Below are 12,902 nucleotides of genomic sequence, written 5' to 3'. Positions count from 1 at the left end.
GGAATGTCTTCATTGATTCGCACCGCACTGCTCGGCCTATTGCTGGCCGGCGTGCTCGGCTGTACCACCAAGCCGCTGCTGACCCCTCAGGAGCAGCTGAACCTGACCCGTCCGGTAAGCCACGAGCAGGTCAAGCAGGCTATCGTGCAGACCGTGACCAAGCGTGGCTGGAGCGTGCGCCGGGTAACCCCGGAACAGATCCAGGCCGACATCCTGGTGCGCAACACCTTCTTTGCCGCCGTCAACATCGACTACAGCGCCACCGGCTATCGCATCAACTACCGCGACAGCCGCGAGCTGGACTACAAGGACGGCAAGATTCACCGCAACTACAACCGCTGGGTCAAGGCGCTGGACAACAACATCCTGCGCGAGCTGAAAAACCAGCAGGCCCTGCAAGACGTTCAGCGCGCACTGAACCAGCAAGACAGCACCCTCAACTGAAACCCCAAGGAAAGACCCCATGCGTTTGAAGACCTGGACCGCAACCACCGCCCTGCTGTTGTGCGCCCTGCCTGGCCTGAGCCAGGCGCGTGACACCACGCACTACCTGCCGTTCGAGAAAGTGGTCGCGCAGATGACCGCCGAGAAGAAGCTCGACGGCTCGGTGAAATTCTACCTGGCCGGCGTGCAGCCACGCGGCAAGGTCACCGTGGTAAGCCCGGCAGCGGTCACCAACAAGAAGACCAACGCCTTCAACAAGACCGACGAAGCCGCCTGCGAATGGGCCCTGCAATCGGCACTGCTGACCATGCAGGACGCAGCGCGCAAGGTCGGCGCGAATGCCGTGGTGAACATCTCCAGCTACTACAAGCGCAACGAGCGCAAGGACGCCACCACCTACGAATGCCACGCCGGCGCGGTCATGGCGGGCGTCGCGATCAAGGGTGACCTGGCCAAGGTGCAGTAAGCCTTCAGCCGTGGCGCAGGGCCTGCCGGGTCAACAACTCGGTAAAGGCCCTGGCCATCGCCGACACATCCTCGCGCCGTTGCGCCAGCCACACCGCCGTCACCGCATCGCGGTCGAGCAACGTGCGGTACACCACCCCGTCGATGCGCATGCGCTGGAACGACGCCGGCAACACCGACACCCCCAGCCCCGCCGACACCAACCCGATGATGGTCATCGCCTCGCCCGCCTCCTGGGCAAAGTGCGGGCTGAACCCGGCTGCGCGCGCCAGGCTCAGCAACTGTGCGTGCAGGCCGCTGCCGTAGCTGCGTGGGAAGAACACGAACGGCTCATGCGCCAGTGCCGCCAGTTGCAGCCCTGGCTCGCTGCCCTGCGCCAGCGGGTGCGCGGCATTGATTACCGCCACCAGCGGTTCACGAAACAGCTCGGTGATCACCAGGCTGTCGGGCACGCTCATCGGGCGCATCAGGCCGACCTCGATCGACTCGTCGAGCAGCGCATCGACCACGTCGCGGCTGCTCATCTCCTTGAGATTCAGGTGCACCGCGGGGAAGCGCTGGCGGAAGGCGTAGATGGCCTTGGGGATGCTGGAATTGAACGGCGCCGACGAGGTGAAGCCGATCTTCATCTCGCCCAGTTCACCCAGCTGCGCACGCCGCGCCACGTCGGCGGCCTTGTCGACCTGGGCCAGCACTTGGCGCGCCTCGTCCAGAAACAGTCGCCCGGCCTCGCTGAGCGCCACCCGTCGGTTGGTGCGCTCGAACAGGCGCGCACCCAGCTCCTGCTCCAGGGCCTGGATCTGCTGGCTCAAGGGCGGTTGGGAGATCCCCAACTGCTGTGCGGCGCGGCCGAAATGCAGCTCTTCGGCCACCGCGATGAAATAGCGCAGGTGGCGCAGTTCCATGGCAACTCCATTAGGTCGTGAAACCTCTTAAACAGGTCGAACAATATATTGGAAATGATCATTAGCCAGCTATATGCTTTTTTCACTGCCCGCCAGGGCTGTACCCCTTCCGAGGTCTCCGTGAAAACTGCTGTTGCCCATGATCTGCCGCCCGTGTCCCCACCCCCTGCCGCGCACCTGAACGAACGGTGGATCGAAAAAGGCACGCCGGCGTTCATGCGCACGGTGCTGGCGCTGTTCTGTGGCGGGTTCGCCACCTTCGCCCTGCTGTACTGCGTGCAGCCGATGATGCCGCTGCTGTCCCGGGAATTTTCCATCAATGCGGCGCAAAGCAGCCTGGTGCTGTCGGTGTCGACCGGGCTGCTGGCCTTCGGCTTGCTGATCACCGGGCCGATCTCCGACCGTATCGGGCGCAAGCCGGTGATGGTGTTTGCCTTGTTCTGCGCGGCGCTGTGCACCCTGGCCAGTGCGCTGATGCCCAGCTGGCACGGGGTGCTGGCGATGCGTGCGCTGGTGGGCCTGTCGCTGAGCGGGCTGGCGGCGGTGGCCATGACCTACCTGAGCGAAGAGATCCACCCGCAGCACATCGGCCTGGCGATGGGGCTGTACATCGGTGGCAACGCGATTGGCGGCATGAGCGGGCGGCTGATCACCGGGGTACTGATCGACTTTGTCAGCTGGCACACGGCAATGCTGGTGATCGGCGGGCTGGCGCTGATCGCGGCGGCAGTGTTCTGGCGGATCCTGCCCGAGTCGCGCAACTTCACACCGCGCTCGATGAACCCGCGCAACCTGTTGAACGGGTTTACCCAGCACTTTCGCGATGCCGGCCTGCCGTGGTTGTTCCTTGAAGCCTTTTTGCTGATGGGTGCGTTCGTCACGCTGTTCAACTACATCGGCTACCGGCTGCTGGCCGAGCCGTACCACATGAGCCAGGCACTGGTGGGGCTGTTGTCGGTGGTGTACCTGGCGGGCATCTACAGCTCGGCGCAGATTGGTGCGCTGTCGGACCGGCTGGGCCGGCGCAAGGTGTTCTGGATGAGCATCCTGTTGATGTTCGGCGGGTTGCTGCTGACGCTGTGCTCACCGTTGGTGATGGTGATCGTGGGGATGCTGGCGTTCACCTTCGGCTTCTTCGGTGCGCACTCGGTGGCCAGCAGCTGGATCGGCCGGCGCGCGCTGACGGCCAAGGGGCAGGCGTCTTCGCTGTACCTGTTCAGTTATTACGCGGGGTCGAGCGTGGCGGGGACCGCGGGCGGGGTGTTCTGGCATTACGCGGGGTGGAACGGCATCGGGCTGTTCATCGGCAGTTTGCTGGTGGTGGCATTGCTGGTGGCGTTGCACCTGAGCAAATTGCCGGCGTTGCCGGGGAATGTGAAACCCTGAAAAAGCGGGGCCGCGTTGCGGCCCATTCGCTGGCAAGCCAGCTCCCACAGGGAATCCACCGCCTTCAAGCTCAGTGATCACCCTGTGGGAGCTGGCTTGCCAGCGAAGCTTTTCAATTGATCAGTTGATGACTTCGACCACGTCGACATCGATCTCGCGCTTCATCAGGCTCTTCTCGACTTCACCGGTCAGCTTGACCTTGGTCTTTTCGTTGAACGCCACGGCAGGCAGGTCTTCGTTGTCGATTTCGACGGTGATGGTGCCGCTGGCGTCCTTGAACTCGTAGTTGTCGTCGTTGTTGAGCTTCTTCACCACATACCCCACCAGCACGACCGGGGTATCGTCGGCCGCTTCATTGGCCGCCGCCACCGTGGTGACAGGCTGGGCGCCAGGGCCGGTGTAGCCGGCAGCCATCGCGCCAGTGGTGAACAGGGGAGCAAGCAGCAGGGCAAGGTAACGGGTTTTCATGGCAGTGGTTCCAAGGTCGGTTTCGATGGAGCCAGACTAACCAACCACCCTGAACTGAACCTTAAATGCAGAACGCCCGGCACAAGGCCGGGCGTTCTGCGTACAACACTGCTTACGGGTGGTACTGCGCCGACAGCTCGTGCACGGCGTGGATGAACGCGCCGGCATGCGCCGGGTCGACTTCCGGGGTGATGCCGTGGCCAAGGTTGAACACGTGGCCGGTGCCATGGCCGTAGCTGGCCAGGATGCGCCCGACTTCGGCACGGATGGCTTCAGGCTTGGCGTACAGCACGGTCGGGTCCATGTTGCCCTGCAACGCCACCTTGCTGCCCACGCGCTGGCGCGCCTCACCGATGTCGCAGGTCCAGTCCAGGCCCAGCGCGTCGGCGCCGGCCTCGGCAATGCTTTCCAGCCACAGGCCGCCGTTCTTGGTGAACAGGATCACCGGCACCTTGCGCCCTTCGTGCTCGCGGATCAGGCCGCTGACGATCTTGCGCATGTAGGCCAGGGAGAATTCCTGATAGGCCGCCGCCGACAGGTTGCCGCCCCAGGTGTCGAAGATCTGCACCGCTTGTGCACCGGCCAGGATCTGCCCGTTGAGGTAGCTGGTGACCGACTGCGCCAGTTTGTCGAGCAGCAGGTGCATGGCCTGCGGGTTGTCGTAGAGCATGGCCTTGGTCTTGCGGAAGTCTTTCGACGAGCCGCCTTCGACCATGTAGGTGGCCAGGGTCCACGGGCTGCCGGAGAAGCCGATCAGCGGCACGCGACCGTTGAGCTCGCGGCGGATGGTGCTGACGGCGTCCATCACGTAGCCAAGATCTTTTTGCGGATCGGGGATCGGCAGTGCCTCGATGTCGGCCAGGGTGCTGACGACTTTCTTGAAGCGCGGGCCTTCGCCGGTCTCGAAATACAGGCCCTGGCCCATGGCGTCGGGGATGGTGAGGATGTCCGAGAACAGGATCGCGGCGTCGAGCGGATAGCGGTCCAGCGGCTGCATCGTGACCTCGCAGGCGAACTGCGGGTTCATGCACAGGCTCATGAAGTCACCGGCCTTGGCGCGGCTGGCACGGTACTCCGGCAGGTAGCGACCGGCCTGGCGCATCATCCACACCGGGGTGACGTCTACGGGTTGCTTGAGCAGGGCGCGCAGAAAACGATCGTTCTTCAAGGCAGTCATGTCGGCATCCGGAAAAAAAGTGGGGGCATTTTCTCAGACACCAACGTAAAAGGCACGGTATCAACCGTGCCTTTTGTCTATCGACCTGTGGCAGGTCAATAGATTTAGTTAAAAGCTTCGCTGGCAAGCCAGCTCCCACAGGGATAGCGGTGAACCTTGTGGGAGCTGGCTTGCCAGCGAAGAGGCCGGATCAGACCCCCAGATAGTCCAGGATCCCCTCGGCCGCATTGCGCCCTTCGAAGATTGCCGTCACCACCAGGTCCGAACCGCGCACCATGTCGCCACCCGCAAAGATCTTCGGGTTGCTGGTCTGGTGCTTGAACTGGCTCTGCTCGGGCGCCACCACACGGCCCTGGCTGTCGGTCTGGATGCTGAACTGCTCGAACCACGGCGCCGGGCTTGGGCGGAAACCGAACGCGATGACCACGGCATCCGCCGGGATGATCTCTTCGGAACCCGGGATCGGCTCGGGGCTGCGACGGCCGCGTGCATCCGGTGCGCCGAGACGGGTCTCGACCACCTTCACGCCCTCGACCTTGTCTTCACCGACGATCGCGATCGGCTGGCGGTTGTAGAGGAACTTCACGCCCTCTTCCTTGGCGTTCTTCACCTCTTTGCGCGAACCGGGCATGTTCGCCTCGTCACGCCGGTAGGCACAGGTCACCGCCTTGGCACCCTGGCGGATGGAGGTGCGGTTGCAGTCCATCGCGGTGTCGCCACCGCCCAGCACCACGACCTTCTTGCCCTTCATGTCGACGAAATCTTCCGGCGACTTTTCAAAGCCCAGGTTGCGGTTGACGTTGGCGATCAAAAAATCCAGCGCGTCGTGCACACCCGGCAGGTCTTCACCCGGGAAGCCACCCTTCATGTAGGTGTAGGTGCCCATGCCCATGAACACCGCATCGAACTCTTCGAGCAGCTGTTGCATGCTGATGTCCTTGCCCACCTCGGTGTTCAGGCGGAACTCGATGCCCATGCCGCTGAACACCTCGCGACGGTTGCTGAGCACCGTCTTCTCCAGCTTGAACTCGGGGATGCCGAAGGTCAGCAGGCCACCGATTTCCGGGTTCTTGTCGAACACCACCGGGGTCACCCCGCCGCGCACCAGCACGTCGGCACAGCCCAGGCCCGCGGGGCCTGCACCGATCACCGCAACGCGCTTGCCGGTGGGCACCACCTTGGACATGTCCGGGCGCCAGCCCATGGCGAAGGCAGTGTCGGTGATGTACTTCTCGACCGAACCGATGGTCACCGCGCCGAAGCCGTCGTTGAGGGTGCACGCACCCTCGCACAGACGGTCCTGCGGGCACACCCGCCCGCACACTTCGGGCAGGGTGTTGGTCTGGTGCGACAGCTCGGCGGCAGCAAGGATGTTGCCCTCCGACACCAGTTTCAGCCAGTTGGGAATGAAGTTGTGCACCGGGCACTTCCATTCGCAATACGGGTTGCCACAGCCCAGGCAGCGGTGAGCCTGCTCGACCGACTGCTGGGGTTTGAAGGGCTCGTAGATCTCCACGAACTCTTTCTTGCGTTGACGCAACAGTTTCTTCTTCGGATCTTTGCGCCCGACCTCGATGAACTGGAAGTCATTACTCAGACGTTCAGCCATGTTCAAAACCTCATCAAACTCTTCAGGCGCATATCACTGCGGGTTGGCACGGGTGCTGGACAGCAGGTTCTTCAGGTTGGCCGCCTTGGGCTTGACCAGCCAGAAGCGACGCACGTAGTCATCCAGGTTTTCCCAGAGCTCACGACCCCATTCGCTGTTGGTTTCTTCGACGTATTCGCCCAGCACGCGCTGCAGGTGGCTGCGATAAGCCTCCATCGCCTCGCCGCTGATACGCTGGATCTCCACCAGTTCGTGGTTGACCTTGTCAACAAAGCTGTTGTCCTGGTCGAGCACGTAGGCAAAGCCACCGGTCATCCCGGAACCGAAGTTGTAACCGGTCTTGCCCAATACGCAGACAAAGCCGCCGGTCATGTATTCACAGCAGTGATCACCGGTGCCTTCGACGATGGCGTGGGCACCGGAGTTGCGCACAGCGAAGCGTTCGCCCGCGGTGCCGGCGGCGAACAGCTTGCCGCCGGTGGCGCCGTACAGGCAGGTGTTGCCGACGATGGCGCTGTGCTGGGTTTCGAACGGGCTGCCTGCAGGCGGTACGATCACCAGCTTGCCGCCGGTCATGCCCTTGCCGACATAGTCGTTGGCATCCCCTTCGAGGTACATGTTCAAGCCACCGGCGTTCCACACTCCGAAGCTCTGCCCGGCAGTGCCGTTGAAGCGGAAGGTGATCGGCGCCTTGGCCATGCCCTGGTTGCCGTGCAGGCGGGCGATTTCGCCGGAGATGCGTGCGCCGATGGAACGGTCGCAGTTGCAGATATCCAGGGCGAACTCACCACCGCTCAGGTCGCGGATGGCCGGCAGGGCCATCTGCACCATTTTTTCGGCCAGCACGCCCTTGTCGAACGGCGGGTTGCGGTCGACTTCGCAGAACTGCGGCTTGTCGGCCGGCACGTGCGGGCTGCCCAGCAACGGGCTCAGGTCCAGGTGCTTCTGCTTCTCGGTTTCACCCGGGAGCATTTCCATCAGGTCGGTACGCCCGATCAGCTCGCCCAGGCTGCGCACACCCAGCTTGGCCAGCCACTCGCGGGTCTCTTCGGCGATGTAGGTGAAGAAATTCACCACCATGTCGACGGTACCGATGTAGTGGTCCTTGCGCAGCTTGTCGTTCTGCGTCGCCACGCCGGTGGCGCAGTTGTTCAGGTGACAGATACGCAGGTACTTGCAGCCCAGCGCGATCATCGGCGCGGTGCCGAAGCCGAAGCTCTCGGCGCCGAGGATCGCGGCCTTGACCACGTCCAGGCCGGTTTTCAGGCCGCCGTCGGTCTGTACCCGCACCTTGCCGCGCAGGTCGTTGCCGCGCAGGGTCTGGTGGGTTTCGGCCAGGCCCAGCTCCCACGGGGCACCGGCGTACTTGATGGAGGTCAGCGGCGAAGCGCCGGTGCCGCCGTCGTAGCCGGAGATGGTGATCAGGTCGGCATAGGCCTTGGCCACGCCGGCGGCGATGGTACCGACGCCCGCTTCTGCCACCAGCTTGACCGAGACCAGTGCCTGGGGGTTGACCTGCTTGAGGTCGAAGATCAGTTGCGAGAGGTCTTCGATCGAGTAGATGTCATGGTGCGGCGGGGGCGAGATCAGCGTCACGCCCGGTACCGCATAGCGCAGCTTGGCGATCAGGCCGTTGACCTTGCCGCCCGGCAACTGGCCGCCCTCGCCTGGCTTGGCGCCCTGGGCCACCTTGATCTGCAGCACTTCGGCGTTGACCAGGTACTCGGGGGTGACACCGAAACGACCGGTGGCCACCTGCTTGATCTTGGAGCTCTTGATGGTGCCGTAGCGGGCCGGGTCTTCGCCGCCCTCGCCGGAGTTGGAGCGTGCGCCCAGGCGGTTCATGGCCTCGGCCAGGGCTTCGTGGGCTTCCGGTGACAGTGCACCCAGAGAGATACCGGCCGAGTCGAAGCGCTTGAGGATCGCTTCCAGCGGCTCGACTTCGCTCAGGTCCAGCGGCTGGTCGAGGGTTTTCACCTTGAGCAGGTCGCGGATCATCGACACCGGGCGCTTGTCGACCAGTGCGGTGTATTCCTTGAACTTGGCGTAGTCGCCCTGCTGCACGGCGGCCTGCAGGGTGTTGACCACGTCCGGGTTGTAGGCGTGGTATTCGCCACCGTGCACGAACTTGAGCAGGCCGCCCTGCTGGATCGGCTTGCGCGGGCTCCAGGCTTCGGCGGCGAGCAGCTTCTGCTCGTTCTCGATGTCGACGAAGCGCGCGCCCTTGAGGCGGCTGGCCACGCCACGGAAGCTCAGGTTGACCACTTCCTCGGACAGGCCCACGGCTTCGAACAGCTGCGCGCCCCGGTAGGAACCGATGGTGGAGATGCCCATCTTCGAGAGGATCTTCAGCAGGCCCTTGGAGATGCCCTTGCGGTAGTACTTGAACACTTCGTCCAGGTCGCCGAGCACTTCGCCGGTACGGATCAGGTCCGCCAGCACTTCGTAGGCCAGGTACGGGTACACCGCCGAGGCGCCGAAACCGATCAGCACCGCGTAGTGGTGCGGGTCGCGGGCGGTGGCGGTCTCTACCAGGATGTTGCTGTCGCAACGCAGGCCCAGTTCGGTCAGGCGGTGGTGCACAGCGCCCACGGCCAGCGACGCATGCACCGGCAGCTTGCCCGGCGCGATATGGCGGTCGCTCAGCACCAACTGGGTCTTGCCGCTGCGCACGGCCTCTTCGGCCTGCTCGGTGATGTTGCGCACGGCCGCTTCCAGGCCGACGCTTTCATCGTAGTTGAGGTCGATCACCTGGCGTTCGAAGCCCGGGCGCTCGAGGTTCATCAGCGAACGCCACTTGGCCGGCGAGATCACTGGCGAGCTGAGGATCACCCGCGAGGCGTGCTCGGGGGATTCCTGGAAGATGTTGCGCTCGGCACCCAGGCAGATCTCCAGCGACATCACGATGGCTTCGCGCAGCGGGTCGATCGGCGGGTTGGTGACCTGCGCGAACTGCTGGCGGAAGTAGTCGTAGGTGGAACGCACGCGCTGCGACAGGATCGCCATCGGCGTGTCGTCGCCCATCGAGCCCACCGCTTCCTGGCCCTGCTCGCCGAGCGGGCGCAGCACCTGATCACGCTCTTCGAAGGTGACCTGGAACATCTTCATGTACTGCTTGAGCTGGTCGCTGTCGTAGCTGGCCACGCCCTGGTCGTCGCTCAGGTCGGCCTGGATACGCAGGGCGTTCTGGCGCAACCAGCGCTTGTACGGGTGGCGCGACTTGAGGCGGTTGTCGATCGCATCGGTGTCGAGGATCTGGCCGGTCTCGGTGTCGACCGCGAAGATCTGCCCCGGGCCTACACGGCCCTTGGCGATAACGTCTTCGGGCTTGTAGTCCCACACGCCGATTTCCGACGCCAGGGTGATGTAGCCGTTCTTGGTGGTGACCCAGCGCGCCGGGCGCAGGCCGTTGCGGTCGAGCAGGCACACGGCGTGGCGACCTTCGGTAAGCACGATGCCCGCCGGGCCGTCCCACGCTTCCATGTGCATGGAGTTGTATTCATAGAACGCACGCAGGTCGGGGTCCATGGTCTCGACGTTCTGCCAGGCCGGCGGTACCAGCATGCGCACGCCACGGAACAGGTCGATGCCACCGGTGACCATCAGCTCGAGCATGTTGTCCATCGACGAGGAGTCGGACCCCACGCGGTTGACCAGCGGGCCGAGTTCTTCAAGGTCCGGGATCAGGTCGTTGGCAAACTTGGCGCGACGGGCCTGGGCCCAGTTGCGGTTGCCGGTGATGGTGTTGATCTCGCCGTTGTGGGCGAGGAAGCGGAACGGCTGGGCCAGCGGCCATTTCGGCAGGGTATTGGTGGAGAAGCGCTGGTGGAACACGCAGATCGCGGTTTGCAGGCGCTCGTCACCCAGGTCCGGATAGAAGGCGGTGAGGTCCGCCGGCATCATCAGGCCTTTATAGATGATGGTCTTGTGCGACAAGCTGCAGATGTAGTGGTCGCTGTCGTGGGCGTTGGCCACGGAGGAGCGGCGACGGGCACTGAACAGCTTGATCGCGAAATCCTGGTCGCTCAGGCCTTCGCCACCGATGAACACCTGCTCGATCTGCGGCAGGCGCTCCAGGGCCAGACGGCCCAGGACGCTGGTGTCGATCGGGACCTTGCGCCAGCCAACCAGGGTCAGGCCGGCAGCGAGGATCTCACGGTTCATGTTGTCGCGCGCCGCCTGGGCTTTGACCGGGTCCTGGTTGAAGAACACCATGCCCACGGCATATTGCTTCGCCAGCTCGGCACCGAACGCTTCGCGGGCCACGGCACGCAGGAACTGGTCGGGCTTCTGCATGAGCAGACCACAGCCGTCACCGGTCTTGCCGTCGGCGTTGATCCCACCACGGTGGGTCATGCAGGTCAGGGCCTGGACGGCCGTTTGCAGAAGGTGGTGGCTCGGTTCGCCCGTCATATGGGCGATCAGGCCGAAACCACAGTTATCCTTGAATTCTTCGGGATGGTACAGACCTGTTTTCATAGACACTTTCTCACCAGGTTCGCCTCTCACCAAGGCAAATCTCTTTTTAATACAACCACTTACCATCCACGCCGAACGAACGTCAGCTTTGCGGGGGCAATTCGGATGCCATTGTTGCACAGCGACAGTGACGCCCACAAATTTACTGACGAATCAGTGAAAATCCATGTCGCATTTTTGAATGTTTTTTATCGGGCATCCGTGGTAACGGAATCGCTCGAGTCTGAAGCGTTTCAGCCTGGACTGCAACTAGGGCTTGTGGCCGGCAGTCTGGGACAGAAAAGCCTGCCGCGTTTTACGCAGCAGGCTTCGCCGATGTTCAGGAGTCGCTCAGCAGGTGGCGGGGGTAGTGCCACCAGGCTATTTCAGCGGGTCGCAGCCAGCTCTTGTTGGACGCTGGCGACGGTACGTGGCCAAGGTTTACCAGCCTGGACCTTGGCTGGCAAGGCTTTGATTGCAGCAAGGGCAGCATCGCGGCTGGAGAAGCTGCCGTAGGTGATCACGAACAGCGGCTTGCCCTGCAGGGTTTTCTTGAAGTAGCGATAGTCGCCACCCTGCGCCTGGACGTAGGCCTGGGCCGACGCTTCGGAACTGGTGCCCAGGATCTGCACCACATAGTTGCCTGGCGCCTGGGCACTGTACCAGCTACCGCCGGCCGCCGGCTTGGCAGCAGGTTTTTCAGCCGGTTTCGGGGCGGGCTTGGCCGTGGCGACCTGCACCGGGGCAGGCTTGGGAGCTGGTGCAACCGGCTTGCTGGCAACCGGTACGGCGGGTTGCTGCACAGGTGCAACCGGCTGCGCCGGCGTCGGCGCGGGGCCTGCCGTGACACCTGGCGGCGGCGCGATAGTGGTCACGGTTGGCGGTTGCAGCGCGGTGTCGCCGGCCGGGCCGGACTCTTCGCCCTCGTCCATGCCGGCCGCTTCGGCCAGCGGGCCACGCATGACCGGCTGGGACTGCCCGACCAGCGGCAGCGGCATCGGTTGCGAGGAACCGGCAAACTCGATGGCCGGGCCACCGTTGTTCGACTGTGCGGTACCTGGCTTGCCCTCGCCCAACGGCAGTTGTGCCTGCTCAGCCGGCGCGGTGACGGGCGCCTGGTCACCCTTCTTGGGCATCAGCACGGCTGCCGCCACGGCAACCACCACCACAGCAGACAACGCCAGCACGTGTTTCTTAGGCATATTGAACCCCATTGATGGTCGCTTCACCGTCGAGCGGGTAGCGAGCATGGCTTCGATCATGGTATCCCGGGCCACCTGGTTGATTGCCCCAGGCCAGCCGTCCGAGTTTTCGTGAATATCGGCAATCTGTTCGCTGGTGAACACCTCGATGCCACGCCCGGCACCGTCCAGACGCTGTTCCAGGTATTCCCGGGTCTCGTCTTCGGTGTAGGGCTGCAACTCGATGACGTGGAAGCGCTCCTGCTCGGCATTGAGCTCGTCCAGTGCAGCGATCAGCGAAGGCTCGCCGAACAGGAACACGTGCGGGCGCCCTTCGGGCGTGCCTGCCGCCAGTTCCAGCAAGGCTTGGAGTGCCGACTCGCCCAGTTGTTCCGCATCGTCCACCAGCAGGTAGACTTCCTGACCGGTCAGGGCCAGTTGCACGATCTGCGCGATGATTCCCGGCACCTCGGGCTTGCTCACACCCAGTGACTGCGCCACCTGGGCCAGCAGGCCACCGGCGTCGCTGGCGCCACGTGCCGACACCACCACACTTTGCACCGACTGCTTGTTGGTACTGGCCACCAGGGCCTGGCGCAGCAGGGTCTTGCCACTGCCCTGAGGCCCGGTCACCACCAGCAGCAGCTGGCTGTAACGCGCCAGGTGATGCAACTGGCCGAGTACCGGCTTGCGCTGGGCAGGAAAGAACTTGAAGCCAGGCACCCGCGCAGCGAAGGGGTCATGGTTCAACTGGTAATGGCCGAGAAAGGCCTCGTCGGCATGCAAACTAGTCATCGAACTCTCGTCAA

9 protein-coding genes are annotated in these 12,902 nt (G+C 63.7%); 3 read left to right on the top strand and 6 right to left on the bottom strand.

The features are described 5' to 3' along the window. Positions 1 to 3 precede the first annotated feature (3 nt). Together KUO17_RS19420 and KUO17_RS19415 are read left to right on the top strand one after the other, a co-directional pair. Positions 4 to 444, top strand: coding sequence for a hypothetical protein (locus tag KUO17_RS19420; protein WP_217977137.1), 441 nt, complete (start codon positions 4 to 6; stop codon positions 442 to 444). Positions 445 to 463: 19 nt separating this feature from the next. After that, positions 464 to 910 carry a YbjQ family protein gene (locus tag KUO17_RS19415; protein WP_217977136.1) on the top strand — a complete coding sequence of 149 codons (447 nt, stop codon included), beginning with the start codon at positions 464 to 466 and terminating at the stop codon, positions 908 to 910. A 4-nt stretch (positions 911 to 914) separates the two neighbouring features. Here the strand turns inward: KUO17_RS19415 and KUO17_RS19410 are convergent, their stop codons facing one another. After that, a complete protein-coding gene (locus tag KUO17_RS19410) occupies positions 915 to 1,814 on the bottom strand; it encodes a LysR family transcriptional regulator (protein ID WP_217977135.1) in 900 nt (299 codons plus the stop codon). Positions 1,815 to 1,958: 144 nt separating this feature from the next. Here KUO17_RS19410 and KUO17_RS19405 point away from each other — a divergent pair, with 144 nt between their 5' ends. Continuing rightward, positions 1,959 to 3,200 carry an MFS transporter gene (locus KUO17_RS19405; RefSeq protein WP_425274882.1) on the top strand — a complete coding sequence of 414 codons (1,242 nt, stop codon included), beginning with the start codon at positions 1,959 to 1,961 and terminating at the stop codon, positions 3,198 to 3,200. Positions 3,201 to 3,320: 120 nt separating this feature from the next. Here KUO17_RS19405 and KUO17_RS19400 read toward each other — a convergent pair whose 3' ends face one another. The 5 genes from KUO17_RS19400 to KUO17_RS19380 all read right to left on the bottom strand — a co-directional run bounded on the left by KUO17_RS19400 (position 3,321) and on the right by KUO17_RS19380 (position 12,888). Then, positions 3,321 to 3,668: a YgiW/YdeI family stress tolerance OB fold protein gene (locus tag KUO17_RS19400; RefSeq protein WP_217977134.1), complete on the bottom strand. Its 348-nt coding sequence runs from the start codon at positions 3,666 to 3,668 to the stop codon at positions 3,321 to 3,323. 112 nt (positions 3,669 to 3,780) lie between these two features. Then, on the bottom strand, positions 3,781 to 4,845 hold the full coding sequence (gene hemE, locus KUO17_RS19395; RefSeq protein WP_217977133.1) for a uroporphyrinogen decarboxylase: 1,065 nt from the start codon (positions 4,843 to 4,845) through the stop codon (positions 3,781 to 3,783). A gap of 190 nt (positions 4,846 to 5,035) precedes the next feature. Further along, complete coding sequence (locus tag KUO17_RS19390; protein WP_163949578.1) at positions 5,036 to 6,454, bottom strand: FAD-dependent oxidoreductase; 1,419 nt, start codon at positions 6,452 to 6,454, stop codon at positions 5,036 to 5,038. Positions 6,455 to 6,487: 33 nt separating this feature from the next. Next, entirely contained in the window at positions 6,488 to 10,933 is a 4,446-nt protein-coding gene (gene gltB / locus KUO17_RS19385; RefSeq protein WP_217977132.1) for a glutamate synthase large subunit, read from the bottom strand. A gap of 365 nt (positions 10,934 to 11,298) precedes the next feature. Continuing rightward, entirely contained in the window at positions 11,299 to 12,888 is a 1,590-nt protein-coding gene (locus KUO17_RS19380) for an AAA family ATPase (RefSeq protein ID WP_217977131.1), read from the bottom strand. Positions 12,889 to 12,902: the final 14 nt, after the last annotated feature.

The sequence above is a fragment of the Pseudomonas aegrilactucae genome, from assembly GCF_019168305.1.
Taxonomy (GTDB): Bacteria; Pseudomonadota; Gammaproteobacteria; order Pseudomonadales; family Pseudomonadaceae; genus Aquipseudomonas; species Aquipseudomonas aegrilactucae.
This window is presented reverse-complemented; position numbering and strand designations above follow the sequence as displayed.